Annotated in this window: 26 protein-coding genes and 1 pseudogene; 18 read left to right on the forward strand and 9 right to left on the reverse strand. The window is 63.0% G+C overall.

The genetic code is table 11. The features are described 5' to 3' along the window. Positions 1-62 precede the first annotated feature (62 nt). Positions 63-986 (reverse strand): helix-turn-helix domain-containing protein, encoded by a 924-nt coding sequence (locus ACLI1C_RS14245; protein WP_411397778.1) that lies wholly within the window; start codon positions 984-986, stop codon positions 63-65. A 159-nt stretch (positions 987-1,145) separates the two neighbouring features. On the opposite strand from ACLI1C_RS14245, the gene ACLI1C_RS14250 reads away from it, so the two are divergent. The 6 genes and pseudogenes from ACLI1C_RS14250 to ACLI1C_RS14275 all read left to right on the forward strand — a co-directional run. Beyond that, positions 1,146-3,227: an ABC transporter substrate-binding protein gene (locus ACLI1C_RS14250; RefSeq protein WP_411397780.1), complete on the forward strand. Its 2,082-nt coding sequence runs from the start codon at positions 1,146-1,148 to the stop codon at positions 3,225-3,227. 68 nt (positions 3,228-3,295) lie between these two features. Beyond that, positions 3,296-4,306 (forward strand): ABC transporter permease, encoded by a 1,011-nt coding sequence (locus tag ACLI1C_RS14255; RefSeq protein ID WP_411397781.1) that lies wholly within the window; start codon positions 3,296-3,298, stop codon positions 4,304-4,306. A gap of 56 nt (positions 4,307-4,362) precedes the next feature. Next, on the forward strand, positions 4,363-5,496 hold the full coding sequence (locus ACLI1C_RS14260) for an ABC transporter permease (protein WP_411398340.1): 1,134 nt from the start codon (positions 4,363-4,365) through the stop codon (positions 5,494-5,496). A 10-nt stretch (positions 5,497-5,506) separates the two neighbouring features. Next, positions 5,507-7,177: an ABC transporter ATP-binding protein gene (locus ACLI1C_RS14265; RefSeq protein WP_411397782.1), complete on the forward strand. Its 1,671-nt coding sequence runs from the start codon at positions 5,507-5,509 to the stop codon at positions 7,175-7,177. A 14-nt stretch (positions 7,178-7,191) separates the two neighbouring features. After that, positions 7,192-8,559 carry an alpha-glucosidase/alpha-galactosidase gene (locus tag ACLI1C_RS14270; RefSeq protein ID WP_411397783.1) on the forward strand — a complete coding sequence of 456 codons (1,368 nt, stop codon included), beginning with the start codon at positions 7,192-7,194 and terminating at the stop codon, positions 8,557-8,559. A 177-nt stretch (positions 8,560-8,736) separates the two neighbouring features. Beyond that, positions 8,737-8,940, forward strand: a pseudogene (locus ACLI1C_RS14275) (helix-turn-helix domain-containing protein); the annotation flags it as partial. Between the two features lie 87 nt (positions 8,941-9,027). On the opposite strand, the gene ACLI1C_RS14280 reads toward ACLI1C_RS14275, so the two are convergent. Then, the gene (locus ACLI1C_RS14280) at positions 9,028-10,482 is read right to left on the reverse strand and encodes an alpha-glucosidase/alpha-galactosidase (RefSeq protein WP_411397785.1); all 1,455 of its coding nucleotides are present in this window, start codon (positions 10,480-10,482) and stop codon (positions 9,028-9,030) included. 113 nt (positions 10,483-10,595) lie between these two features. On the opposite strand from ACLI1C_RS14280, the gene ACLI1C_RS14285 reads away from it, so the two are divergent. From ACLI1C_RS14285 to ACLI1C_RS14310, 6 genes are all read left to right on the forward strand, one after another. After that, positions 10,596-11,468, forward strand: coding sequence for a helix-turn-helix domain-containing protein (locus ACLI1C_RS14285; RefSeq protein WP_411397787.1), 873 nt, complete (start codon positions 10,596-10,598; stop codon positions 11,466-11,468). A 66-nt stretch (positions 11,469-11,534) separates the two neighbouring features. After that, positions 11,535-12,014 (forward strand): MaoC family dehydratase, encoded by a 480-nt coding sequence (locus ACLI1C_RS14290; protein ID WP_411397789.1) that lies wholly within the window; start codon positions 11,535-11,537, stop codon positions 12,012-12,014. Beyond that, positions 12,011-12,568 carry a MaoC family dehydratase gene (locus ACLI1C_RS14295; protein WP_411397791.1) on the forward strand — a complete coding sequence of 186 codons (558 nt, stop codon included), beginning with the start codon at positions 12,011-12,013 and terminating at the stop codon, positions 12,566-12,568. Before ACLI1C_RS14290 ends, ACLI1C_RS14295 begins: the two co-directional genes overlap by 4 nt. A gap of 32 nt (positions 12,569-12,600) precedes the next feature. Beyond that, positions 12,601-12,945 (forward strand): hypothetical protein, encoded by a 345-nt coding sequence (locus ACLI1C_RS14300; RefSeq protein WP_411397792.1) that lies wholly within the window; start codon positions 12,601-12,603, stop codon positions 12,943-12,945. A 152-nt stretch (positions 12,946-13,097) separates the two neighbouring features. Further along, complete coding sequence (locus ACLI1C_RS14305) at positions 13,098-14,117, forward strand: TerC family protein (protein ID WP_411397793.1); 1,020 nt, start codon at positions 13,098-13,100, stop codon at positions 14,115-14,117. A gap of 345 nt (positions 14,118-14,462) precedes the next feature. Then, a complete protein-coding gene (locus ACLI1C_RS14310; RefSeq protein WP_411397795.1) occupies positions 14,463-14,639 on the forward strand; it encodes a hypothetical protein in 177 nt (58 codons plus the stop codon). A 41-nt stretch (positions 14,640-14,680) separates the two neighbouring features. Here ACLI1C_RS14310 and ACLI1C_RS14315 read toward each other — a convergent pair whose 3' ends face one another. Next, on the reverse strand, positions 14,681-15,298 hold the full coding sequence (locus ACLI1C_RS14315; protein ID WP_411397797.1) for a TetR/AcrR family transcriptional regulator: 618 nt from the start codon (positions 15,296-15,298) through the stop codon (positions 14,681-14,683). 131 nt (positions 15,299-15,429) lie between these two features. On the opposite strand from ACLI1C_RS14315, the gene ACLI1C_RS14320 reads away from it, so the two are divergent. From ACLI1C_RS14320 to ACLI1C_RS14330, 3 genes are all read left to right on the forward strand, one after another. Next, positions 15,430-16,650, forward strand: coding sequence for an MFS transporter (locus ACLI1C_RS14320; protein ID WP_411397799.1), 1,221 nt, complete (start codon positions 15,430-15,432; stop codon positions 16,648-16,650). Positions 16,651-16,753: 103 nt separating this feature from the next. Then, a complete protein-coding gene (locus ACLI1C_RS14325) occupies positions 16,754-17,146 on the forward strand; it encodes a VOC family protein (RefSeq protein WP_411397801.1) in 393 nt (130 codons plus the stop codon). An 84-nt stretch (positions 17,147-17,230) separates the two neighbouring features. Further along, a complete protein-coding gene (locus tag ACLI1C_RS14330; protein ID WP_411397803.1) occupies positions 17,231-17,632 on the forward strand; it encodes a GFA family protein in 402 nt (133 codons plus the stop codon). Between the two features lie 11 nt (positions 17,633-17,643). Here the strand turns inward: ACLI1C_RS14330 and ACLI1C_RS14335 are convergent, their stop codons facing one another. The 5 genes from ACLI1C_RS14335 to petA form a co-directional block, all read right to left on the reverse strand. Further along, positions 17,644-18,177: an adenine phosphoribosyltransferase gene (locus ACLI1C_RS14335; RefSeq protein WP_411397805.1), complete on the reverse strand. Its 534-nt coding sequence runs from the start codon at positions 18,175-18,177 to the stop codon at positions 17,644-17,646. Positions 18,178-18,205: 28 nt separating this feature from the next. After that, complete coding sequence (locus ACLI1C_RS14340; RefSeq protein WP_411397807.1) at positions 18,206-18,400, reverse strand: hypothetical protein; 195 nt, start codon at positions 18,398-18,400, stop codon at positions 18,206-18,208. A gap of 222 nt (positions 18,401-18,622) precedes the next feature. Then, a complete protein-coding gene (locus ACLI1C_RS14345; protein ID WP_411398342.1) occupies positions 18,623-19,486 on the reverse strand; it encodes a cytochrome c1 in 864 nt (287 codons plus the stop codon). Between the two features lie 20 nt (positions 19,487-19,506). Next, the gene (locus tag ACLI1C_RS14350) at positions 19,507-20,757 is read right to left on the reverse strand and encodes a cytochrome b (RefSeq protein ID WP_411397809.1); all 1,251 of its coding nucleotides are present in this window, start codon (positions 20,755-20,757) and stop codon (positions 19,507-19,509) included. Between the two features lie 14 nt (positions 20,758-20,771). Beyond that, entirely contained in the window at positions 20,772-21,296 is a 525-nt protein-coding gene (gene petA, locus ACLI1C_RS14355) for a ubiquinol-cytochrome c reductase iron-sulfur subunit (protein WP_411397810.1), read from the reverse strand. A gap of 244 nt (positions 21,297-21,540) precedes the next feature. Between petA and ACLI1C_RS14360 the strand changes: the two genes are divergently transcribed. From ACLI1C_RS14360 to ACLI1C_RS14370, 3 genes are read left to right on the forward strand one after another with little or no spacing between them, the layout of a single operon-like run. Then, a complete protein-coding gene (locus ACLI1C_RS14360; protein WP_411397811.1) occupies positions 21,541-22,011 on the forward strand; it encodes a tRNA (cytidine(34)-2'-O)-methyltransferase in 471 nt (156 codons plus the stop codon). A gap of 20 nt (positions 22,012-22,031) precedes the next feature. Further along, entirely contained in the window at positions 22,032-22,904 is an 873-nt protein-coding gene (gene hemF / locus ACLI1C_RS14365) for an oxygen-dependent coproporphyrinogen oxidase (RefSeq protein ID WP_411397812.1), read from the forward strand. Positions 22,905-22,907: 3 nt separating this feature from the next. Further along, positions 22,908-24,044, forward strand: a complete 1,137-nt coding sequence (locus ACLI1C_RS14370) for an AAA family ATPase (RefSeq protein ID WP_411397814.1) — start codon at positions 22,908-22,910, stop codon at positions 24,042-24,044. Positions 24,045-24,052: 8 nt separating this feature from the next. Here ACLI1C_RS14370 and ACLI1C_RS14375 read toward each other — a convergent pair whose 3' ends face one another. Next, positions 24,053-24,604 (reverse strand): DUF2062 domain-containing protein, encoded by a 552-nt coding sequence (locus ACLI1C_RS14375; protein ID WP_411397816.1) that lies wholly within the window; start codon positions 24,602-24,604, stop codon positions 24,053-24,055. Positions 24,605-24,740: the final 136 nt, after the last annotated feature.

The raw sequence follows: 24,740 nt of genomic DNA on the forward strand, positions 1-24,740 counted from the left end.
GCGATTTGGCCGCATTGGCTGGGCTGCCGCGATGGCAGCTTTGGCTAAATTATTGCCAACACCTAGCCCTCGATCGTATCCCGACGCATCTGGCTCGGCGTCATGCCATAGGCCTTGCGGAAGTGTTCATAGAACTGGGTCTGGCTGACGAAGCCGGCCTGGAAGGCCACATTGGCAACCGAGAGGCTGCCGTCGAACAGCAACGAGCGGGCGCGGATCAGGCGCATGCGGGTGACAAACTTCTGCACCGAGGTATGCATCACCTTGGTGAAAAGGTTGGTGGCGTAATTGGGGTGCAGGCCCACCACCTTGGCGATGTCCTCGGCGCTGAGCGGATCGGTGATGTTTTCCACGATGTGTCGCACCATCCGCACCACATAGCGCACTGGCGAGCCGGTGCGCGTGCGCGTACCGGTCGTTTCCACCCAGGCGGGCAGCAGGGTGTCCCAGCCGGTGATGGCGGCGCGGCGGAACATGGTGCCGATCTCGGAACGTACGATATCGGTGCGCAGGGCATTGCCGCTGCGATAATCCTGGTGCCAGCGATCGAGCGTTTCGAGCCCGATGCAGTCCGGATTGAGCTGGATGACGCCGCCCCCCATCAAGGTCTCGGTCAGCCGCCCGAGCTGGGGCATTTCGAGAAAGGCGTCCATCGGCAGGTAGATGTTAAGCTGACGCCCCTCTGCCGTCTCGGGGCTGAGGCCGATGGTCTGGTGCGGGATGCCGGCCCAGAAGGCGACAAGCCGATCCGAGCCGACGGTGACCGGCCCGCCGTCGAACACATAATCCATGCTGCCGCGCGTCAGCCAGTTGAATTCGATATGGCCGTGCACATGCGGCTGGGGCATGATCTGGGGCGCAAAGGAGCGCATGCCGAAGCGGCCGAAAGCCTTGCCCGACGAATAGAAGCTGCGGTCCGGCCGCGGGGTCGGCCGGGGCGCTTTTTCGCGCGCGCGGCGCAGCTGGACGGCGCTATCAACAGTCATACTTATCCGTCGATTTCTTAGAAAACCGGAATAAGTCTCTATCATCCCGGATTGCTTCACCAATGGCAAGGCGTAGGATTTTGGCCTGAGCACGGGACCAGTCGGCAGGGAGTGGCCGACGCAGGCAATCAATGCCGACCCGCTGCCATGGGAGGTTTTATGAGAAAACACGCAATGGCCCTTGGTGGGGCCGGACTGATGCTGGGCGTCTCGCTAATAGCGGTACAAGCCCAGGACCTGACGGGCGAGCTTCCGGATCCGCCGGAATTTGCCGCTCAGAGCGAACCCATTTTCGTCAGCGTTTCGGACATCCTGGAATTCAAGGCGCTGCCGGAATATCACGAGCCCGACTGGGTCACGTCGAAATATGTCGAGGCCGGCACCCTGCCGCCCGTCGCCGAGCGTCTCCCCAAGGAACCCATGGTCTACAAGACCGCCAACATGCCCGACGGCGTCGGTGTCTATGGCGACACCATGCGCCATGTCATCGGCGGCCGCCCGGAAGGCTGGAACTATATCGGCGGCCAGTCCCAGGGCTGGGGCGGCATCGATATCGGTCTTTCCGAATGCCTGACGCGCACCGGCCCGCTGTTCACGGTCAAGGCCGACGAACTCGAGCCCTTGCCCAACCTGGCCAGGAGCTGGGAATGGTCCGAGGACGGCCATGAGCTGACCATGAAGCTCATCGAAGGCGCCAAGTGGTCCGACGGCGACCCCTTCGACGCTGAAGACGTGATGTTCTACTGGGAAGACCATATCCTGGATACCAACGTCTCCCCGCTCAACGGCGGCACCCCCGAGACGTTTGGCGTGGGCACGACGCTTGAAGCGCTCGACCCCTACACCATCAAGTGGACCTTCAAGGAAGTCCGCCCCACCCAGTACCTCTATGCGATGGCCTATGGCACGTTCTGCCCGGGCCCGAGCCATATCCTCAAGGCCGAGCATCCCAAGTACAAGCCCGAGAATACCTACGAGCAGTACAAGAACGCCTTTCCGCCCGAATATATGAACATTCCGGTCATGGGCGCCTGGGTGCCGGTCGAGTACCGTCCTGACGACATCGTCGTCATGCGCCGCAACCCCTACTACTGGAAGGTCGACGAGGCAGGCAACCAGCTGCCTTACCTCAACGAAATGCACTATCGCCTCAGCACCTGGGCTGACCGCGACGTGCAGGCCGTGGCCGGTTCGGGCGACTTCTCCAACCTCGAACAGGCTGAAAGCTATGTCGAGGCGCTGCGTCGCTCAGCCGAGGAAAGCGCTCCGGCCCGCCTGCAGTTCGGTGCCCGCACCATCGGCTATGCCCTGCGCATGAACCTTTCGGCCAATGGCTGGGGTGAGCCCGACGAACGCGCTCAGGCCGTTCGCGAACTCAACCGCGAGCTGGATTTCCGCAAGGCAATCTCGATCGCTACCGATCGCCAGCGCCTGGGTGAATCGCTGGTCCGCGGTCCGTTCACCGCCATCTATCCCGGCGGCCTCTATGCCGGCACGACCTACTACGACAAGGCTTCGACCGTGTACTACCCGTACAATATCGAAGCGGCCAATGCCCTGCTCGATGGCCTCAACCTGGTTGATACCGACGGCAATGGCATCCGCAACTTCCCCGAAGGCACCGCTGGCGGTGGCGACGTGGAAATCACCCTGCTGGCCAATACCGACTACGGCACGGACACCAACCTTGCCGAAGGCGTCATCGCCCAGATGGAACCGCTTGGCATCCGCGTGATCGCCAACTTCCAGTCCGGTACGGCGCGTGACGACATGGCCCAGGCTGGCCAGTTCGACTGGCATGTCGAGCGCCAGGGCTCGGAAATGGTCTCGGTGGTGCAGGGCACTGCCGCACTCGCTCCGACCGGCCCGCGCACGCACTACTTCCACCGTGCGGGCACCGACGGCACCCTCGATCTGCTGCCCTTCGAGCAGGAGCTTGTCGATACCGTCAACGCATTCATCGCCACAAGCGATAATGCGGAGCGGACCGAACTGATGAAGAAGTATCAGCGCATCTTCACCGAGAACGTCTATTCCGTCGGTTTGACGCAATATCCCGGTGCACTGATCATCAACAAGCGCTTTGCCAATATCCCGGCAGGTGCCCCGATCTTCATGTTCAACTGGGCCGAAGACAACATCATCCGCGAGCGTGTCTTCGTTCCGGCCGACGCACAGGGCGACTACGAACTGCATCCCGAAACCCTGCCGGGCGCACCCGGCTCGGCCGGCCCGATGTAATCGCAGTCTAGCGCACGAACTCGGCAGGGGGATCAGTTCCCCCTGCCTCCAACGGAAAGGCTTGCGGCATGCTTCGATTTCTCACCATGCGCGTCCTGGGCGCGATCCCGCTGCTGATTTTGCTCAGCGTGGTGACCTTCGCCATCATCCAGGCACCGCCCGGCGACTATGCCGACTATATCCGATCCATGCTGATCAATCAGGGCGGCGTCCAGCCCGACCTTGCCGAGGCGCAGGCCGAAATCTATCGCGAGGCCAATGGCCTCAACGACCCGATCGTCGTGCAGTATTTCCGCTGGATCACCGGCATCGTCACACGTTTCGATTTCGGGCATTCGCTCTATTACAACAAGCCCGTCGGCAATGTGGTGGCCGAGCGGCTTCCAGCGACAATCCTTCTGGCGCTGACCTGCCATATCCTGGCCTCCGTGCTGGGCATCGGCCTCGGCATCATCGCGGCAACCCGCCAGTATTCCTGGGTCGATACCGGCCTGGGCATCATCTCCTTCCTCGGCATGACGATCCCGCGCTTCCTGCTGGCGATCATCATCCTCTATTTCCTCGTCTTCCGGCTCAATGTCTCGGAAGTCGGCATGTTCTTCTCCGCGCGCTACGGCGGCGCCCCCTGGAGCTGGGACAAGTTCGTCAACCTGATGCAGCATATCTGGCCGGTGATCTTCATCGCGACGTTCGGCGGTCTTGCGTACAATATGCGCGTGATGCGGGCCAACCTGCTCGACGTGCTCAACAGCCAATATGTCGAGACTGCGCGGGCCAAGGGCCTGCCTGAAGGCGCGGTCATCATGAAGCACGCCGTGCCCAATGCGTTGCATCCACTGGTTGCCTACCAGGGCGTTGTACTGCCCTACATGCTGACCGGCGAGATCGAGGTTGCCATCGTCTTCGGGCTGGCAACGGTCGGCCCCGCCATTGTGGGCTCGATGGGCGTCGGCGACGTCTTCGTCACCGCGACCTTCATGCTGGTCCTCGCCGTCACGCTGATCATCGGCAACATCATCTCCGACATTCTGCTGGTGGCGCTTGATCCCCGTGTTCGCCTTGGGGGAAGCAACGAATGAGCAAGCTCGATACCCACGCCTCCATCCCCCTGCCCACCGATGCCAGCGGCGGCCCGATGCCCACGCCGGCCGAAGAGGCGGATGTTGCACCCTCCCCCGTCCTCACCCGCTTCGGCAGCGGCAACGAAACCTATGCCACCCTGGTCTGGCGCCGCTTCAAGCGCTCGCCCATGGGCATGATCGGCCTCGTCCTGGTCGTGATCATGCTGGTGGTCTCGATCTTTGCCGATTTCTTCGCACCGATGGACCCCAAGCAGGCCAACCTGCCCTTCGCGCCGCCCGATGTCATTGCCTTCGAAGACCCCGATGGCAACTTCAGCCTGATCCCCTATGTCTATCCCATAGGCGACACCGGTGAGTTCGATCCCATCACCTTCCAGCCGCTCACCGGCCTGGTGAAGGACAATCCGACGCCGACCGGCTTCTTCGTCTCCGGCCACCCCTATCAGTTGCTCTGGTTCATCCCGGCCAATATCCACTTCTTCGGCTCGACCGATGGCCGCCCGATCCAGCTGCTCGGCACCGACAAGTTCGGGCGTGATATCCTCTCGCGCGGCATTATCGGTTCGCGCATCTCGCTGATGATTGCCCTGGCCGTCGTCTCCATCACCACCATTGTCGGCACCCTGGTGGGCATCACATCCGGCTATATCGGCGGGCGGCTCGACAGCTGGGTACAGCGCTTCGTCGACTTCGTTCTCGCCTTCCCGCAACTGCCGCTCTATCTGGCACTCACCTCGCTGATCCCGGTCACGGCGCCGTCCAACGTGTTCCTGTCCTTCGTGATCTTTGTCATGGCGGTGCTGGGCTGGGCGCAATTGAGCCGCGAAGTGCGCTCCAAGACCCTGTCCCTGGCGCGCATCGAATATGTCCGCGCTGCCATCGCCGTTGGCTCATCCGATGCCCGCATCATCACGCGGCACATCCTGCCCAACGTGCTGAGCCACATCATCGTGGCGGTGACCCTGGCTATTCCCAGCGTCGTGCTGCTGGAGAGCTTTCTCGGCTTCCTCGGCTTTGCCGTTAAGCCGCCGCTGATCTCCTGGGGCCTGATGCTGCAGGATACGGGCACCTTCTCGGTGATCGGTTCCTACCCCTGGATCCTCAGTCCCGTCATCTTCGTGCTGATCACCGTCTTCGCCTTCAACGCGCTGGGTGACGGTCTGCGCGACGCCATCGACCCGTATTGAGGATCAGGCCATGACTGAACCCAGCTACACGCCTGTCTCCGACACACGCCACGACCTCGGCAGCCACGGCCGCGAACTGATCCTCGATGCCCGCAATATCGGTGTCGATTTCAAGGTGGAGGGCGGCACGGTCAACGCCGTACGTGATGTCTCTTTCCAGTTGCATCGGGGCGAGACCATCGCCCTGGTCGGCGAAAGCGGCTCGGGTAAGTCCGTGACGGCCCGCACGCTGATGAAATTGCTGACAAAACGGGCGACGATTTTGCCGGAGACGCGGATTACGCTGTCGGGCAAGAACATCGTGACCATGGGCGACCGCGATATGCGCAAGCTGCGCGGCAATGATATCGCCATGATCTTCCAGGAGCCGATGAGCTCGCTGAACCCGGTCTATACGATCGGCCAGCAGATCTGCGAGGTGCTGCACCTGCATAACCGCATGAGCCGCGGCGAGGCCATGGCCAAGGCCGAGGCGCTGCTCGAGGAAGTGCAGATCCCCGAACCCCGGGCGCGGCTGAACAACTACCCGCACCAGCTCTCGGGCGGCCAGCGCCAGCGCGTGATGATCGCCATGGCGCTCGCCAACCGGCCCGACGTGTTGATCGCCGACGAGCCCACCACCGCGCTCGACGTGACGGTACAGGCGCAGATCCTCAACCTGATCAAGGACCTCAAGGACAAGTACGGCATGGCGGTGATCCTGATCACCCATGACCTGACCGTGGTCCGCCAGTTCAGCGAATATGTCTATGTGATGCAGAATGGACGGGTGCAGGAGCACAATGCCACCGAGGCCTTGTTCGCCAATCCGACCCATGCCTATACCAAGCATTTGCTGGCCTCCGAACCCAAGGGCACCGCGCTGCCACTGGCCGAGGGCGCGCATGAAACGGTGCTTGAGGGCAAGGAAGTCAAGGTCAGCTTTACCCTCAAGCGCGGCGGCTTCTTCAAGCCCGACTTCTTCGAGCTCAAGGCAGTCGACAATCTCGACATCAAGCTTATGCGCCACGAAACCCTTGGCATTGTGGGGGAATCCGGCTCTGGCAAGACGACGTTCGGTCAGGCGCTGATCCGGCTGATCGGCAACCAGGGCGGGCAGATCTTCTTTGATGGCGAACCGATCCACAACAAGGACCGCGCCGCCATGCGCCCGCTGCGCAGCCGCATGCAGATCGTGTTCCAGGACCCGTTTGCCAGCCTCAATCCGCGCATGTCGATCCGCCAGATCATCGAGGAAGGGCTGATCGTCAACCAGATCGGTGCCAATCGCGTCGAACGCGGCGACCGCGTGCGTCAGGCGCTGCGCGATGCCGGCATGCCCGACACCATCCTCAACCGCTTCCCGCATGAATTTTCGGGCGGTCAGCGCCAGCGCATCGCCATTGCCCGCGCCATCGCGCTGGAACCCGAATTCATCCTGCTCGACGAGCCGACCTCGGCGCTCGACCTGTCGGTGCAGGCCCAGATCATCGACCTGCTGCGCAAGCTGCAGGACGAAAAAGGCCTCTCCTACCTCTTCATCAGCCACGATCTCAAAGTCGTTCGGGCCCTCTGCCACCGCGTGATGGTGATGCAGTACGGCAAGATTGTCGAACAGGGACCCGTGGCCGAAGTCCTCACCAATCCTCAAACCGAATATACGGCCCGACTGGTTCGCGCCGCATTCGAAATAGCCGCCTAGCTGGAGCATTCTTTATGGCAAATCCCAAAATCACCTTTATCGGCGCCGGCTCGGCCGTGTTCATGAAGAACATCGTCGGCGACATCCTGCAGCGCCCGGCATTGGCCGGCGCAACCATCCGCCTGATGGACATCAACCCGACGCGGCTGGAAGAGAGCGAGATCATCGCCAAGAAGCTGATCGCCACGCTCGGGGTGCCCGCAACGGTCGAGACATTCTCCAACCAGCGCCAGGCGCTCGATAGCACCAATTTCGTGGTGGTCTGCTTCCAGATCGGCGGCTACGAGCCTTCAACGGTGATCGATTTCGACGTGCCCAAGAAGTACAATCTGCGCCAGACCATCGCAGACACGCTGGGCGTCGGCGGCATCATGCGCGGGCTGCGCACCGTGCCGCATCTGTGGAGCATCTGCGAGGACATGCTGCAGGTCGCGCCCGAGGCGATCATGCTGCAATATGTCAACCCGATGGCCATCAACACCTGGGCCATTTCCGAGAAATACCCCACCATCAGGCAGGTGGGCCTCTGCCACTCGGTCCAGGGCACGGCCATGGAATTGGCGCATGACCTGGACATTCCCTACGAGGACATCCGCTACCGCTCGGCCGGCATCAACCACATGGCCTTCTACCTCAAGTTCGAGCACCGCCAGCCCGATGGCTCCTACAAGGACCTCTACCCGGCCCTGCACCGCGCCTATGCCGAGGGCCGCGCGCCCAAGCCCGGCTGGAATCCGCGCTGCCCCAACAAGGTGCGCTACGAGATGATGACGCGCCTGGGCTATTTCGTCACCGAAAGCTCGGAGCACTTCGCCGAATATACGCCCTACTTCATCAAGGAAGGCCGCGAGGACATCATCGAGAAGTTCGGCATCCCGCTCGATGAGTATCCCAAGCGCTGCGTCGAGCAGATCGCCCGCTGGAAGCAGACCTCCGACGACTATCGCAAGGCCGACCGCATCGAGGTCAAGCAATCCAAGGAATATGCCAGCTCCATCGTCAACTCGGTATGGACCGGCGAACCTTCGGTGATCTACGGCAACCTGCGCAACAACGGCGTGATTACCAACCTGCCCAACAATGCGGCCGTCGAAGTGCCATGCCTGGTCGACGAGAACGGGCTGCAGCCGACCTTTATCGGCGACCTGCCGCCCCAGCTGACGGCGCTGATCCGCACTAATATCAACGTGCAGGAACTGACGGTCGCGGCGCTGATGACCGAAAATCGCGAGCACATCTACCATGCCGCGATGATGGATCCCCACACCGCCGCCGAGCTGGATCTGGAGCAGATCTGGAACCTTGTGGACGACCTGACCGAAGCCCATGGCAGCATGCTGCCTGAATGGGCCCGCGGCTCGCGGAAGCAGCGCGTGGCGTAAATACGCCCTCCCACGACCGGCGGGCGGCCCTTCAAATGTGATCGGCCGCCCGCCGAGTTGTTAACCAGTCGTTAACTATACGGCCGCACGCTGGCCGGGCGCTGAACGAAGCCTTTGGGGGCTCAGAAAGCGACCATTATGTACGACCTCGACACCTACTTCTTTGAGCCCGACCCGCAGGCGACCGAAGCACTGGTCGGCTTGCCCGTGGCTGAAGTTGAGCGTGACCTGATCCTGGCGACCCTGCGCCATACCGACGGCAACCGCACGCACGCCGCCAACATACTGGGCATTTCCATCAGGACCATGCGCAACAAGCTGCGCGAATATGCCGAGCACGGTGTGGCGATACCGGCCAACCTGCCGCACGACATGGCTTAGCGGCTGCTGCTCTGGCGGGTCTGCCTGGGCAAGAAAAAGGGCAGGCGCACCACTGCCTGCCCAAGATCATGTCCTGGCTGCAAAACCCTAGTGGTGGCCGCCGACCACTTCACGCAGCTCTTCCACCGAGCGAACCTTCTTGCGCGCGGCACCATCCCAGTCGCTGGTCTTGACCGTCGACCTGGCCATGCGTTCCCTGGCCGCCGGCACGGCGTCGGCAAATTGCGGCAGCCACTGGGCCTGCGCCACGACCATCTCATCCACCATGGCCCAGACTTCGTCAGGCGTGCAGATGGCGCCAACCAGCGGATCATGCAGCACGGCAAGCTTGAGCGTATCGATATTGCCTGTCATGGCAGCCTCCACCGAGAGGCGCTGCACCGACACGGACACCGAACAGGTGGCCGCGCAGGCCGTCGGCAGGGTGATGCCCTCGATCATGTTGATGCCGAAACGATCGACAAAACCGGGGCTTTCGATGATCGCGTCGTCCGGCAGGTTGGTGATGATGCCATTATTGCGGCGGTTGAAATGGCCGCGATAGACCCGGCCGGTTTCCATGGCCTCGATAATGTGGCTGGCATGTTCGCTGGTCCGCTTGTGTTCACTGAGCGGCTTGTTGGCCTGCTCCTTGAACATCGGGAAGTCGGTCTCGAACCAGTTGCGGCGCTCGGTCGAGTAGCGCAGGTAACCGCCGGTCTCGCCGTGGATCCAGTCGCTCATGTCGATCCAGCGGCCGATCTCCTCGGGGCGCTTTCGATACCAGGGCAGGTATTCGCTGAGGTGGCCGTTGGATTCTGTGGAATAGACGCCGAAGCGCTTCAGCACGTCGATGCGGACCTTCTCCTGCCTGGAATAGACCGGATGGGCCTCGAAACCCGCGATCAGCTCGTCGGCCTCGATCTTCCGGCCCTTGGCGCGGATATCGATATACCAGGTCTGGTGGTTGATGCCGGCGCAGACATAGTCCAGCTCGTCATCGGTGACGCCGAGCACATTGGCGATCTGGTGCGCACCATGCTGCACGCCGTGGCACAGGCCAACCACATTGACGCCACCATACATTTCGGCGGCCCAGGTGTTCATCGCCATGGGGTTGGCATAGTTGAGGAACAGCGCGCCGGGCTCGGCTACTTCCCTGATATCCTTGCAGAAATCGAGAATGACCGGGATGTTGCGCTGGCCATAGAGAATGCCGCCGGCGCAGATGGTGTCACCCACGCACTGGTCGACGCCATACTTGAGCGGGATCGAGATATCCGTCGAAAAGGCCTCGAGCCCCCCGACGCGCACGCAAGACATGATGTAGCGCGCGCCGGTGATGGCGGCACGCCGGTCGGTGGTGGCTGTGACCTTGGCCGGCAGCTTGTTGACCGAGACGATGGTCTCGATGACCTGTTTGACCATGTCGAGGTTGTGCGGGTTGATGTCGGTGAGCGCGAACTCGCAGCCGACGAATTCCGGCACCTTGAGCAGGTCCGAGATCAGCGTCTTGGTGAAGCCGATCGACCCGGCGCCGATGACTGTGACTTTGAACGACATAGCGATCCTCCAACCAGCACCTTCTGCCGGCATGCTTGCGGTTTGCTTGCACTTTGCTAGCCTTTCGGCGCCGGAGAGTGCTAGAGAAAGGTTGTGCCAATCAGGGTAATATTGTGCTCTCCGACCTGCTCGACCATGGCTATGACGTCCGCGTCCTGACGCTGCCCAAGAGCGCGGTGCCGCTCCACTGCATGGCGATCAGCGCCGGCTATGAGCAGCGCCGCAACGAAGTCTATTCCTGGGACGGGCTGCAGCGCGGCACGGCTCCCTTCCTGGTCATCCAGCACACGATCGTCGGTGAGGGGCGGCTCGACTTTGCCGGCGTGCAGCATCGGCTGGTGCCCGGCCAGACCATGCTGCTCTCGATGCCCCACGCCCATCGCTACTGGCTGGAGCGCGGCGGGCACTGGGAATATTTCTGGATGGTGCTGAACGGCCGCGAGGCCTTGCGACTGGCGCGGGAACTGATCGATGCCACCGGGCCCGTAATGCGCCCGCCCGCAGGCGTGGTGGACCGCATAGCCAGGGCCTGCCTGTCCCTGATCGAGCAGCCCGACATCACGCCCGGCGAGGTGTCAGCCACTGCCTATGCCGCCATGGCGGCGCTGCATGATGGCGTCTTCGGCGTCAGCGCCGTGCCCGAGCCAGGCCTGCCACCCGCCATTGCCCGCGTGATGGCCCATGTCGAGACCAATCTGGGCCAGCCGCTGCAGGTGGAACGGCTGGCACGCCTAGCCGAGATGAGCCGGGGCCACTTCGTCCGCCAGTTCAGCGCCGCGGTCGGCACGCCCCCCTCCGACTTCGTGCTGGACCGGCGCATCGAGAGAATCGAACGCCTGCTGCTGGCCACCGACATGAGCGTCGTCGCCATAGCCCAGGCCACCGGCTTCGCCGACGCCAACTATCTCGCCAAGGCTTTCCGGCGCAAACGGGGCGTGGCACCGCTGCAGTTTCGCGCCAGCGCGCGGCTGGCAGCTGGCACATGAGGCAAATCCGGGTTGCCTTGCGCAGGCAAAAAGGGCAAAACGTCCGTTGACGTATAGGGCAAGCCAATGACCAATCCTGTCACCAAAGATCGCCGCCACTTCGAGGACCTCACGGTCGGCGAAGTCGCCGATCTGGGCCATATCACCGTGAGCAAGGAGATGATCATCACCTTCGCCCGCGAATTCGACCCGTTTCCCTTCCATCTCGACGAGGCGGCGGCCAAAGCGAGCCTGCTGGGTGGCCTGGCCTCAAGCGGCTGGCAGACCGGCGCCCTGAGCCTGCGCATGCTGGTCGACGCCTTTCTGAGCAAGGTCGCCTCGGCCGGGGGGCTGGGCTTTTCCGATCTCAAATGGAAGAACCCGGTCATGGTCGGCGACACCATTGGCGGCACGGTGACCATTGCCGAACTGCGCCGCTCGGCCAGCCATCCGCAATGGGGCATCATGACCCTTGATTTCGACGTGCGGAACCAGAAGGACCAGCCGGTGCTGACCATGCGCCTGGCCAACCTGATCGATACACGCGAGCCCGGAGTGCCGGCATGACCCGCTGGTTCGAGGATATCGTCATCGACGAGGTCTTCCCGCTCGGCAGCCATACCTTCGGCGCCGACGAGATCGTCCGCTTTGCCACGCTCTATGATCCGCAATATTTCCACCTCGACGCCGTGGCGGCACAGCACAGCCAGTTTGGCGGGCTGGTCGCCAGCGGCTGGCACACGGTGAGCGTCGGCCACCGCAAGATGGTGGACGCCCTGTTTGCCGAAGAAGAGCGCCTTCTGGCCGAGGGCAGGCAGCCCGGCGTGTCCGGCCCCTCCCCCGGGGTCAATTCCATGGTCTTCAAGGTGCCGGTGCGCCCCGGCGACACGGTGAGCTATGAGCTTGTGGTGACCGACAAGCGCGCCTCCAACTCCATTCCCGGCTGGGGCCTGCTGTTCAACCGCCTGACGGCAACCAACCAGCACGGCGAGCTGGTCTATCGCGCCGAGCTCGTCGGCTTCTCCAAGCTGCGCGACTACAGCATGCCGCTCAAGCTCAGACTGTTGCTTGCCCTCACCAAACTGCCACTGATCGGCCCCTTGCTGAAACGCGGCTCTTGAAAGCATTTCCGCGCGGCGGCACTCTCTGCCCCATGCGCCGAATCGCCCTCATAGCCGCCCTCACCGTCTTGTCCGCAGCGCCGGCCATGGCCCAGAACTTTGTGGGCAACTGGGCTTGTCGCGACGCCACCACCGCGAAGGCGGGCATCCTGACCATCTATGGCGAGGTCTATGGCTTCGCGTCGACCGTGGTGGGCGATGCCAGCTCGGGCACCGGGACCATCACCATCTATCAGGACGGCGTCGGCTTCAACGATGGCGGCCTCAAGACGGCCCGCAACATGACGGCCGGCCGCGTCATCCCCGACCCGACCTATGGCACGGCCATCCAGCTGGAAACGGCCGAAGCCATCGTCATGCTCTGCACGCCGCGCTAGCCAAGCCCTAAAGCGACATTCTGCCGCGATGGGGTTGAACTTTTCTCCCAATCAGGCATTTTGCTGTTGCGGCGCCGGGCCCCTCTGGCGAGAGCGACTATTGCTCTCGTGATGTCGGAGCCGCTCCAAACTTCATGGAGAAAGGTCCGGCGATGGAATCGCTTCTTAGCGCCCTTATGGGCGAATTTCTGGGTACTCCCGTCTATTTCTGGGTGGCGTTCGTCGCCATCGTCATTGCCCTGCTGGTCTTTGACCTGGGCATCCTGCACCGCGATGAGCACGAGATCGGCGCCAAGGAAAGCCTGACGCTTTACGGCTTTTACGTCGCGATCGCGATGGCTTTCGGCGGCTGGGTCTGGTGGCAGCGCGGCGCCGAGGCCGGGCTCGAATTCTATACCGGCTACCTGATCGAGCAGAGCCTGGCGATGGACAACATGTTCGTCATCGCCACGATATTTGGTTTCCTGGCCATCCCGCGCATCTACCAGCACCGCGTGCTGTTCTGGGGCATCCTTGGCGTCATCTTCTTCCGCGCCATCCTGATCGGCCTGGGGGCGGCGCTCGTCTACCAGTATATCTGGATCCTCTACCTCTTCGGCGCCTTCCTGGTCTTCACCGGCATCCGGATGTTCAAGCACCAGGATGAAGAACCCAGTATCGAGAAAAACCCGGTCTACAGCTTCCTGACCAAGCGCTTCCGCGTCACCAAGGAGCTGCATGGCCGCAATTTCACGGTCAAGCAGCCCGACCCCAAGACCGGCAAGATCGTCACCTGGCTGACCCCGCTGGCCGTGGCGCTGATCATGGTGGAAACCGTCGACCTGATCTTTGCGGTCGACTCTGTCCCGGCCGTGTTCGCCGTGACGCAGGACACCTTCATCGTCTATACGTCCAACATCTTCGCCATCCTGGGCCTGCGCGCGCTGTATTTCGCCCTGGCAGCGGCCATGAACCGCTTCCGCTACCTGCAGATTTCCCTGGCGATCATCCTCGTGCTGGTGGGTATCAAGATCTTCCTCGTGCCCATGGGCATCAAGATCGACACGCTGCTCTCGCTGATCGTCACCATCTCCATCCTGGCCGGCGGCGTGATCTACTCGCTTTACAAGACCCGCAACGAGCCCGATATCGGCGCCGAGCAGGTGCCGGAATCGGGACGTCTCGAGCCCTGACCGAACAAGCAGCGGGCGCCCGGTTGACGGGTGCCCGCAGTTTTTTTATGGTTCGCCTCGTTCCAAGATGAGGTTGCGACCCGAAATGATCTGAAAACTTGCCCCGGACGCCAGACACTTTTCCGCTCAGCGCCAGCGCGTGACCGAAAGAGTATGGATGCCGTTCAGAGCGAGATCAGGTCCTGGTCCATGCCCGCCCCTGGCGGCTGGCTGACCCATCCACTCCCCCTGACGATATCCCTGCGTCCCGCCAAACCACGCTTCATCGCGCGGCGCCTTGCGCTGCGTCCATTTCAATCCCGCCGCTCTGAAACAAGTCGGACGGGAAGGAGAAAGGTTTTGCTGATGCCCAAGAACATCTTCCAGCGCCCGCAACAGGTCGCCCATACGCGCAATGTGCCACGCCACGGCGCGCCCATTCCGATGCGCAAGATCGAAGCCAGGAAAGTCGCCCAGCCCAGGCAGGAGGCCACCATGCCCCTGCCTGCCCTGGAGGCCCTGCTGAAATCACCACGCAACTGACCGCGAAGCCCGGCGCTTCGGCGCCGGGCAAATCAACGTCGTTACCGGCTCTCCGCGGCCATATCCGGCCGGTCGCATAACAGGCCCTCTACCAATTGGCGATAGGCCACCGAGGCCCGCTTCGAGGCATTCTCGGGGTCGTCTGAATTGGCAATCCACTGCGCCGCATAACTGGACGCCCCGGTCAGCAACCTGGCGGTTGCCTCGAAATCCACCGCGCCAATCACCCCCGCCTCGAACAGGGCTTCGAGACTGTTTGTCATGGCGGTGATGCAGCCATTGGCCGTCGGCCACGCGGCCGGATCGCCCAGCACCGCAGGCCCATCGCGCAGCACGATGCGCCGCACTTCGGGTTCCAGCGCCATCTCGATATAGCCAATGCCCTCCTCGACGAAGCCCTCCCACGGCGTCGGCGCCTTGGCCGCCCGCAGCTTCAGCCGCGCGGTCATTTCGGCATCGATCTCGGCGATGACCGCCTGCAGCAAGCCCTTCTTGTCACCAAAGTGATGGTAGAGCGCGCCCCGGGTCAGCCCGGCTGCGGCCGTGAAATCATCCATCGACGCATCCGCATAGCCAATGGTTCCGAACGCCTGACGGCCAGCGGCAATCAGCTTGGCGCGGGTCTCGGCGATCATTTCGCTACGGGGTTTGCGAGCCATCGGCACACCTGATTGACCTACGCATCGTATGTTAATTGACATACGATGCGTATGAGATTACGCAATTAGCATACGCCACGTATGTCTCTACATTTAGGTGGCGCTCCATCAAATGTCGAGGAATCGTAGAAATGTCCAACCCCTACGGAGCTATTTTCCGCGCGCCCGGCGCAAAGGGTTTCGCCGCCGCCGGCTTTTTTGCGCGCATGCCAATGGCCATGGCCCCCATTGGCATCGTGGCCATGCTGTCGCAAACCCACGGCGAATACTGGCTGGCCGGTGCCGTATCGGCCGCCTATGCGCTGGCCAACGCCCTGCTCTCGCCACAGATTTCACGCCTGGTGGATCGCCTCGGCCAGTCACGGATACTGGTCCCCACCACCATTGTTTCTGTCCTGGCATTCGTGGCGCTGATCCTGGCCGCCAACCAGCACTGGCCCGTCTGGACCCTGTTCGCCGCCGCCCTGCTGGCGGCATTCATGCCCAGCTATCCGGCCATGCTGCGCGCCCGCTGGAGCGAGCTGTTCCGCGACCGGCCGGAGCTCCACACCGCATTCGCCTTCGAATCGGCGGCGGACGAGCTGGTCTATGTGGCCGGCGCCTCCCTGTCGGTCGGGCTTAGCGTGGCCCTGTTCCCCGAGGCGGGCATGGCCGTGAGCACCGCCCTCCTCGCCCTGGGATCCATTGCCTTTATCGCCCAGCGGGCAACTGAGCCGAGGGTCAGCCTCGAGACCGCCGTGGCCCAGCACTCCGCCATCTGGCAACGACCGGTCCAGATCGTCACCCTGATCCTGATCTTCATCGGCTCCATGTTTGCGACCACGGAAGTGACTGCGGTCGCCATGACGGAAGCCCTGGGCCAGCCCGAGGCAGCCAGCCTCGTGATCGGGGTCTATGCCATTGGCTCCTTCGTGGTCGGCCTGATCTTCGGGGCGGTGAAGCTCAAGCTGCCGCTGCAGCAGCAGCTTGCCATCGCGGTTGCAATCATCGCCGTTACCGCCGTGCCGCTGCTCTTCGTGTCGACCGTACCGCTGTTGACCATCGCCGTCTTTGCCAGCGGCATCGCCATCTCCACCACATTCATCACCGCCTTTGGCCTGATCGAACGCCGGCTGCCGGCCAGCATGCTGACCGAAGGCATCACCTGGGTGATGACCGGCATCGGCATCGGCATGGCGCTGGGCTCCTTTGCAGCTGGCTGGGTGGTCGACACCTATGGCGCCAGCAACGGCTTCACTGTCTCCGTGGTGGCAGGTGCCCTGGCGCTGTTGACCGTCCTCGTGGGCCAGAAGACCCTGGCCGGCAAACCGGGCGTCGCAGGCGGGCATTTGAAGCACCAGCCAGCCGAGTAGCAGGTGGTGGGAGGACCGGGCGCTGCCGCCTCTACGAGCAGTGCCCAGTCTTGCCGCATTTGCGGGCTATCGGGACTGAGCTTCAGAAGAAGGAGACCACCCTATGGGCAAGATCAACGAGATCGTATTCGACTGCGACAAGCCGGCCAGACTGGCCCAGTTCTGGGCTGGCCTGCTCGATGGCTACGCAGTGCGCGCCTATGACGAGGCCGAGATCGCCCGCCTTGCGGCACTGGGCCTGACGCCCGACACCGATCCGACCGTCATGGTCGACGGCCCGGGACCTTCCATCTGCTTCCAGAATGTGGAAGGCCGCCGCTACGACAATAACCGGGTGCATTTCGACGTCGAGGTCGGGGATCGCAATGGCACCGTCGAACGGCTCAAGCAGGCCGGAGCCGAAACCGTGCGCGTGCTGCCCACCTATACGGTGATGCGCGACCCCGAAGGCAACCAGTTCTGCCTGGTCGACGCCCGCGAGGCCATGGCCGCCTGACGCGACAGGAGCTAGTCGAACTTGCTGACAGGCCCTGTCAGCACGATCCGCGATGGTTGAAAGACACCAGCACGGAGTCCCGACATGTCTCTCATCGCTTCATGCCACTGCGGCGCCACCCGGATCGAGCTGCCCCGCCAGCCCACCGAGGCCAAGACCTGCAACTGCACCTATTGCGCGCGAACCGGAGCGGTCTGGGCCTATTACAAGCCCGGCGAGCTGACCTTCCTGTCGCGCGAGGACGAACGCAGCTACTCGACGGCACCCGAGATACATCAGCACCATTTCTGCGGACGCTGCGGCATGCAGACCTGGGGCGACAGTCCCGACTGGTCGAGCGCCTACAATGCTGACGGCACGCCCAAGGATGGCGCTGGCTCTTCCATTCCCACCGCGCGCAGCTTCGGGCTGAACCTGCGGCTGGTGGAGGACCTGGACTGGTCCGGGGTCAAGGTGGAGGAAATGGACGGGCGGAACAACTGGTAGCCAGTGGCGGCTCAGTGTCCCTCGAACGCGATCAGTGACATCACATCGACGCCTTCGGCCTCAAGCTTGGCGGCGCCGCCAAGGTCTGGCAGGTCGATGACGAAGGCCGCCTTTTCGATCGTTGCGCCCGTGCGGCGCAGCAGGCCGACCGCCGCGATGGCCGTGCCGCCCGTGGCGATGAGATCATCGACCAGGAGAACCTTGTGGCGGCTGTCGATCACGTCGGCATGGATCTCGATCGTGTCGACGCCATATTCGAGCGCATAATTCTGCCCGATGGTTTCCCCCGGCAGCTTGCCCTTCTTGCGGATCGGCAGGAAGCCGACGCCCAGTGCGATGGCGACGCCCGCTCCGAAGATGAAGCCACGTGCCTCGATACCGGCGACATGGGTGATGCCCTGGCCGCGGAATTGCCGGGCGATCCGCTCGATGCTCTCCTTGAACCCCTCGGGATGCTCGATCAGCGTAGTGATGTCACGAAACAGGATACCCTTCTTGGGATAGTCCGGAATCGTGCGCACGAGGGCCTTGAGGTCGAGCGGCATGGCAAACCTGTGTCAGGGGGAGAAGAGTTCAGCGCGTCCGGCGGCCGATGAGATGGCGCGCCAGCACGCCGGCATTATAGGCGGCCGAGCGGGTCACGGCGATTGCCGTCTCACGCGCCTTGGGATTGGTGGCCACGGCATTAATGCCGGCCCGAACCGCCGGATGACGGCTCACGGTGATGGCGGCGCCTACGACAGTCACTGCAATGCGAATGGCGGACATGTCGGCTCCCTGGGCAACTGATTTGCGCCCGTCGAATATTGCGGTGCGCGGCCCGAATGGCAAGAGGCTGAACTGTGTGTGATGCAAGAGAGAAAGGGCCCATCAGGGCCCTTTCGGATTGAGGATTTGGTCCGCCGGTCGCCCTGCGAGCATAGCTCTCCGGGGCCTAGTCACCTGAAAACGCGCCACTGGCGCGTTTTCGCCGCCGACGGCGGCCGGTGACTAGTGCTCGATGCCGGCCCAGATCTTGCGCTTGGTGGCGTACATCAGGCCAGCGAATATGACGAGGAACAGCAGCACGACGAAACCAGTCTGCTTGCGGCCGGCCAGGTGGGGCTCGGCCATCCACATCATGAAGGCAGCAACGTCCGTGGCATACTGGTCGACCGTCAGCGGCACTTCGGCCTGGCCTTCGGCAACCGTATAGGTGACCAGCTCATCCTGCAGCGGGGGCGCCATGCCGATAGCGTGGCCGGGGAAGTAGTCGTTGTAATACTTGCCCTCGGCCAGCTCGAACGGCGTACCGTCGGAGTTGTGCGGCGCCGTTTCCGGCACTTCGTCATGATAGCCGGTCAGCAGGGCATGGATATAATCCGGACCGCCTTCCGAATAGCCGGTGAAGTAGTTGAACACCCAGAACGGGAACGGGTCGCTGACACCGCGCGCCTTGGCCAGAACCGAGAAATCGGGCGGCAGCGCGCCGCCATTGGCGTCACGGGCATCCTGCTCGGTGGCAAAGGGTGACGGCCAGCGGTCTGCCGGAACGGCCGTGCGGAAGCCGCCGTCAGCGGCAGGATCGGCAACTTCATACTCGGCCGCGAGCGCCTTGACCTGCTCCTCGGAGAAACCCGGGCCGCCCGCTTCCGCCAGGTTGCGGAAGGCGATCAGCCGGGCGCCGTGGCAGCTGGCGCAGACTTCGCGATAGACCTGAAAGCCGCGCTGCAGCTGGTTCTCGTCATAGGTGCCGAAAATGCCGGCAAAGCTCCAGCTCTGCTTTTCGATAGCAACGCCTGCCTCGGCAGCCTGGGCCGCAGCGCCCATACCGAACGAAAGGATCAGCGCGGAGAGGATGGTCTTGATATTCATCATGGTTCCTTCCCCTTCCCTTACGCGTGCGACTTGCTCAACACGCTTTCCGAAATGCTGGTCGGCAGTGGCCGAGGCGTTTCGATGCGGCTGAGGAGCGGCAGAACGATGAGGAAGTGGATGAAGTAGTAGGCGGTGCAGATCTTGGCGAGAACCACGTAGATGCCTTCGGCCGGCGCTGCACCCAGATAGGTCAGAGCCACGAAGTTGATCACGAACAGCCAGTAGAACCACTTGAACATCGGGCGGAAATTGCCCGAACGAACCTTGGACGTATCCAGCCAGGGCAGGAAGAACAGGATGACGATCGAGCCGCCGAAGAAGATCACGCCGCCCAGCTTGGAGTCGATGAACAGGATGTTGAAGTCGATGGCGCGCAGGATCGCGTAGAACGGCAGGAAGTACCATTCGGGAACGATATGTGCCGGCGTCACGGTGCTGCTGAACTGGATGTAGTTATCGGGGTGACCCAGGATATCCGGCGCGAAGAAGGCGAACCAGACGAACGGGATCAGGAACAGCACCATGCCGAACGCGTCCTTCATCGTGTAGTACGGATGGAAGGGCAAGGTATCGCGGCTGTCCTTGACGTCGACGCCGGTCGGGTTGTTGTTGCCGGGCACATGCAGCGCCCAGATATGCAGCGCAACCACGGCGGCGATGACGAAGGGCAGCAGGTAATGCAGCGAGAAGAAGCGGTTCAGCGTGGGATTGCCCACCGAGAAGCCGCCACGCAGCAATTCCAGCAGCGGCGTACCGATGACGGGGATGGCTGCGAAGATGTTGGTGATAACCGTCGCGGCCCAGCCGGACATCTGACCCCAGGGCAGCACATAGCCCATGAAGGCGGTTGCCATCATCAGCACGAAGATCAGCACGCCCAGGATCCACAGGATCTCGCGGGGCGCCTTGTAGGAGCCGAAATACATGCCGCGGAAGATGTGGATATAGACGGCGGCGAAGAACATCGAGGCGCCCACGGCGTGGAACGCCTGGATCATCCGGCCGCCATTGACGTCGCGGCGGATGTGCTCGACCGAGTCGAATGCCATCGAGACATGGGGCGTATAGTGCATCGCCAGGATGATGCCGGTGACGATCTGGATACCCAGGCACATCACCAGGATCGCGCCGAAGGTCCACCAGTAGTTGAGGTTCTTCGGCGTGGGGAAGTCCATCAGGTGCTCTTTGGAGAACCGGATGATCGGCAGGCGTTCATCGAGCCACTTCTCGACGCCGTTGCCGGGTGTGTAAGTTGAATGTTCTGACATCGGGAAAGCCCCCACTAACCGATCTGGACCAGCGTATCGCTGAGGAATTCATAAGGCGGCAGCACCAGATTGGTGGGTGCGGGACCTTTGCGGATACGGCCGGCAGTATCGTAGTGCGAGCCATGGCATGGGCAGAACCAGCCATCGAAATCGCCAGCATCGCCCACGGGCACGCAGCCGAGATGGGTGCAGTTGGCAATCATGATCAGCCACTGTTCGTGGCCTTCCTTGGTGCGCTGCTCGTCCGTCGCAGGATCCTTGAGATCGCTCAGCGGCACAGCCTTGGCTTCCTCGATCTCGGCCGGGGTGCGATGACGCACGAACACCGGCAGGCCGCGCCACATGATGGTGACCGACTGACCTTCAGGAATGGCAGAAACGTCGAATTCGATGCTGGCCAGGGCGAGCGTCGAGGCATCGGGGTTCATCTGGTTGATCAATGGCCAGACCGTAGCGGCAGCGCCGACAGCGGCCACCGAACCCGTCGCGACAAAGATGAAATCCCGCCGCGTTGTTGAATGTTGAGCTTGCGTGGCCAAGGTCCGTATCCCCGTACAATCACATCAGACGCGGCCGGCGAGGCAAACCATTTCCCACCTAGGCGGAATCAGCAGCCGTCCGCCCTCAAGCGGCCCGTCAGTGGCGGTTCTTTTTGCACTGTCATAGGAACTTGTCCAGAGCGCCTACGAGTGACACGGCTCAACTGCGACACTATACCCGGGCCGGCAGCCGCTCATGCCCCCGCAACCACCGCCAGATGCCTCACATTCGATGGAATCCGCCATGCCGGTCGAACTCGCCCTCTACCAGCCCGACATCGCCAACAATACCGGAACCCTCATTCGGCTCGGCGCGTGCCTCGGCACGAGGATCCACCTCATCCACCCCACCGGCTTCCCCTTTTCGGCCAAGGCCCTGGCCCGCGCCGGGCTCGACTATGTCGACCATGCCAGCGTCCAGGAACATGCCAGCTGGAGCCAGTTCGACGCGTGGCGGCGCGCAGCCGGGCGCCGGCTGGTGCTGCTGACGACCAAGGCGGAGACCTCTGCCTATTCGGTGGAATACCGGCCCGACGACATCCTGATGGTTGGGCGGGAAAGCGCCGGCGTGCCCGACGCCGTGGCCGATGCGGCAGACCTGCGGATCCGCATTCCGATGCGCGAGGGTTTGCGCTCGATCAATGTCGCCCTGGCGGCGACACTTATCCTGGGCGAAGCAAAAAGGCAGACGGACGGGTTTACAGGGCTCGCATGACGGTTCATTTCACGGATACCATGACACTTCCCGACGACATCGAAGACAAGAAAGCCACCGCCCAGGCCTGGTTCCGCGCCTTGCGCGACCGGATCATCGCGGCATTCGAGAGCATTGAGGACGCGGTGCGCGGCCCCAATGCGCAGATGCCGGCAGGCCGGTTCGAGATTTCCCCCTGGGATCGCCCGGCCGGGGGCGGCGGGGAAATGGGCATGCTGCATGGCCGGGTGTTCGAGAAGGCCGGGGTGCACATTTCGACGGTGCATGGCGAGTTTTCGGAGGACTTTGCCAAGCAGATGCCGGGCACCGAGGCTGGCGCCAAATTCTGGAGCGCCGGCATTTCGCTGATCGTGCATCCCTGGAACCCGCACGTCCCTGCCGTGCACATGAACACGCGCATGATCGTCACCGGCAAGCAGTGGTTTGGCGGCGGCGCCGACCTGACCCCGGTGCTCGACCGCCGTCGCGTGCAGGATGACCGCGATAGCCTCGATTTCCACGCCGCCATGCGCGCCGCCTGTGAAGGGCGCCCGGGCGTGGACTATGAGCGCTACCGCAAGTGGTGCGACGACTATTTCTTCCTGCCCCACCGCAACGAGCATCGCGGCATTGGCGGCATTTTCTACGATCACCACAATTCCGGCGACTGGTCCGCCGACTTCGATTTCACCAGGGCGGTGGGCGAGGCCTTCCTCGGGATTTATCCCGATTTGGTGCGCCGCAATTTCGAGACAGAGTGGACCGACGCGGACCGGCACGAGCAACTGGTACGCCGCGGCCGCTATGTCGAATTCAACCTGCTCTACGACCGCGGCACGACATTCGGGCTCAAGACCGGGGGCAATGTGAACTCGATTCTGTCCTCCATGCCGCCCGCCGTTATCTGGCCCTAGCGCATGGGACTGACCGATATCCACATTGCCGGCTATCGGTCCGTCCGCTCCATCCATTTTCCCGTGCGCCAGCTCTCGGTGCTGGTGGGCGCTAATGGTGTGGGCAAGACCAACCTTTACCGGGCACTTGAACTGGTTCGATCGGCCGCGACGGGAGACCTGGCCCTTGCCCTGGCGCGGGAAGGCGGGCTCGGATCTGCCATGTGGGCCGGCGAGCGCAAGGCGAGCGAACCGCCACGCATGGTGCTGCGCGTCGGCCTCGAAGACGTGCTGGCCGATGACAAGGGAGGCCTTGCGCCCAGTTATGAGGTCGAAATCGGCTTTGGCGACTCCCGATACGAGGCCGTGTTCGAGCTTGAGCCACAGATCAAGCGGGAAACGCTGACCATCCGCCATGCCAAGCGCAACGTTGCCCTGCTGGAACGCAAGGGCGTGGCGGCCTGGTATCGCGATGACGATGGCAACAGGCGGCAGATGGAAGAAACGCTGCTCGGCAGCGAGACGGCCCTGTCGGGCTTGCGCGGTGCCGTTCCGGAGATCGACGCGGTGCGCTACGCGCTTGCGGCCTGGCGATTCTACCATGGCTTTCGCACCGACACGGAGGCCCTGCTGCGCCGGCCATCGCTGGCCGTGACCGCCCCCATGCTGGATGCCGATGGCGGCAATCTGGCAGCCGTGTTCGCGACGCTGGTTCATATCCGGGGAGATGCCCAGGACCTGCATACAGCCGTGGAAGATGCCTTTCCGGGCGCACGGCTCAGCGTGCCGCCGCCCGGAACCCATGCCAGCTTCACCATGCGCTTTGCCGATACGCCAAGGCGCGACTTCGGCGTGCATGAATTGTCGGACGGGACGCTGCAGTTTCTGGCGCTGATGGGCGCGCTGCTGGCCTATCGCCTGCCCCCGCTGATCGCGCTCAACGAGCCCGAGGCCAGTCTTCACCCCGACCTGCTGCCGGCGCTGGCGCGTATCATCGCCAAGGCGGCACAGCGCACGCAGGTCTGGGTCGTAACCCATTCGCAGGTGCTTGCCGATGCGCTGGCGGCGGAAACCGGCATCCTGCCGCGCGCCGTCGTGCGGCGCGATGGCGGCACCTGGCTTGAAGGTCTCAGCCAGATCGGCGCCTTCGTCGACGACTGATCAGAGCATCAGGACTGCTGCGCCATGCCCCGGCGTTCCGCCATGCGCGCCTGCCGCATCGCCCGGAAGCGGGTCACTACGGTCCGGACCACGATGTAGAAGGCGCCATAGACCACAACGGCGATGGGCAGCCCGCCCAGCATCATCGTGGTGAAGGTGGGCAGGATGGCTTCAAACCCGCCGGAGAACAGGCCATCGCTGAGCTGCGCGCCGGTCGTGGCAAGCTGCTCGGATTCGGCGGCACTGACGCCCCCGCCGCCGCGCAGCCAGTCGCCCACCGCATAAGCCGCCGCGAAGAAAAAGGGGAAGGTGACGGGATTGCCCCAAGCTGTGCCTATTGCGGCGGCTATCATGTTGCCGCGCGTGGCAAAAGCCAGCACAAAGCCAAGAAAGAAGTGCAGGCCGATCAGCGGAAACATCGATACGGCTGCCCCGGACGCGACACCCGCGGCAATGGCATGCGGGCTGGCAGACAGCCGCATCACCCGCTTGCGCAGATAGGTGCCATAGCGCCGCAAACCCATGCGCGGCCAGGCCAAGTCCCGGATTCTGTTCAGCAAACCTGCTCTCATCTACGCCATGCACCTCGACTTTCGGGACAATCTTAGGGTGATAAGGTGACAAAGGGAACTCGATCCTGCCCTCGTGAACGCGATGTTTCATCGCGCCCGCGCGATATGCCCGCAATCTGGGAAC

This window comes from Devosia sp. XGJD_8, from assembly GCF_046614475.1.
In the GTDB taxonomy this organism is placed as follows: Bacteria; Pseudomonadota; Alphaproteobacteria; order Rhizobiales; family Devosiaceae; genus Devosia.

What these genes read in the sequence shown, in the direction of transcription:
- ACLI1C_RS14350 (WP_411397809.1), bottom strand. Translation starts at nt 20,757, where the DNA reads ATGTCAGAACATTCAACTTACACACCCGGCAACGGCGTCGAGAAGTGG.
- ACLI1C_RS14280 (WP_411397785.1), bottom strand. Translation starts at nt 10,482, where the DNA reads ATGTCGTTCAAAGTCACAGTCATCGGCGCCGGGTCGATCGGCTTCACC.
- ACLI1C_RS14260 (WP_411398340.1), top strand. Translation starts at nt 4,363, where the DNA reads ATGCCCACGCCGGCCGAAGAGGCGGATGTTGCACCCTCCCCCGTCCTC.
- ACLI1C_RS14305 (WP_411397793.1), top strand. Translation starts at nt 13,098, where the DNA reads ATGGAATCGCTTCTTAGCGCCCTTATGGGCGAATTTCTGGGTACTCCC.
- ACLI1C_RS14265 (WP_411397782.1), top strand. Translation starts at nt 5,507, where the DNA reads ATGACTGAACCCAGCTACACGCCTGTCTCCGACACACGCCACGACCTC.
- ACLI1C_RS14255 (WP_411397781.1), top strand. Translation starts at nt 3,296, where the DNA reads ATGCTTCGATTTCTCACCATGCGCGTCCTGGGCGCGATCCCGCTGCTG.
- ACLI1C_RS14270 (WP_411397783.1), top strand. Translation starts at nt 7,192, where the DNA reads ATGGCAAATCCCAAAATCACCTTTATCGGCGCCGGCTCGGCCGTGTTC.
- ACLI1C_RS14360 (WP_411397811.1), top strand. Translation starts at nt 21,541, where the DNA reads ATGCCGGTCGAACTCGCCCTCTACCAGCCCGACATCGCCAACAATACC.
- ACLI1C_RS14325 (WP_411397801.1), top strand. Translation starts at nt 16,754, where the DNA reads ATGGGCAAGATCAACGAGATCGTATTCGACTGCGACAAGCCGGCCAGA.
- ACLI1C_RS14340 (WP_411397807.1), bottom strand. Translation starts at nt 18,400, where the DNA reads ATGTCCGCCATTCGCATTGCAGTGACTGTCGTAGGCGCCGCCATCACC.
- ACLI1C_RS14335 (WP_411397805.1), bottom strand. Translation starts at nt 18,177, where the DNA reads ATGCCGCTCGACCTCAAGGCCCTCGTGCGCACGATTCCGGACTATCCC.
- ACLI1C_RS14315 (WP_411397797.1), bottom strand. Translation starts at nt 15,298, where the DNA reads ATGGCTCGCAAACCCCGTAGCGAAATGATCGCCGAGACCCGCGCCAAG.
- ACLI1C_RS14320 (WP_411397799.1), top strand. Translation starts at nt 15,430, where the DNA reads ATGTCCAACCCCTACGGAGCTATTTTCCGCGCGCCCGGCGCAAAGGGT.
- hemF (WP_411397812.1), top strand. Translation starts at nt 22,032, where the DNA reads ATGACACTTCCCGACGACATCGAAGACAAGAAAGCCACCGCCCAGGCC.
- ACLI1C_RS14310 (WP_411397795.1), top strand. Translation starts at nt 14,463, where the DNA reads ATGCCCAAGAACATCTTCCAGCGCCCGCAACAGGTCGCCCATACGCGC.
- ACLI1C_RS14290 (WP_411397789.1), top strand. Translation starts at nt 11,535, where the DNA reads ATGACCAATCCTGTCACCAAAGATCGCCGCCACTTCGAGGACCTCACG.
- ACLI1C_RS14300 (WP_411397792.1), top strand. Translation starts at nt 12,601, where the DNA reads ATGCGCCGAATCGCCCTCATAGCCGCCCTCACCGTCTTGTCCGCAGCG.
- ACLI1C_RS14250 (WP_411397780.1), top strand. Translation starts at nt 1,146, where the DNA reads ATGAGAAAACACGCAATGGCCCTTGGTGGGGCCGGACTGATGCTGGGC.
- ACLI1C_RS14370 (WP_411397814.1), top strand. Translation starts at nt 22,908, where the DNA reads ATGGGACTGACCGATATCCACATTGCCGGCTATCGGTCCGTCCGCTCC.
- ACLI1C_RS14345 (WP_411398342.1), bottom strand. Translation starts at nt 19,486, where the DNA reads ATGAATATCAAGACCATCCTCTCCGCGCTGATCCTTTCGTTCGGTATG.
- ACLI1C_RS14245 (WP_411397778.1), bottom strand. Translation starts at nt 986, where the DNA reads ATGACTGTTGATAGCGCCGTCCAGCTGCGCCGCGCGCGCGAAAAAGCG.
- ACLI1C_RS14295 (WP_411397791.1), top strand. Translation starts at nt 12,011, where the DNA reads ATGACCCGCTGGTTCGAGGATATCGTCATCGACGAGGTCTTCCCGCTC.
- ACLI1C_RS14330 (WP_411397803.1), top strand. Translation starts at nt 17,231, where the DNA reads ATGTCTCTCATCGCTTCATGCCACTGCGGCGCCACCCGGATCGAGCTG.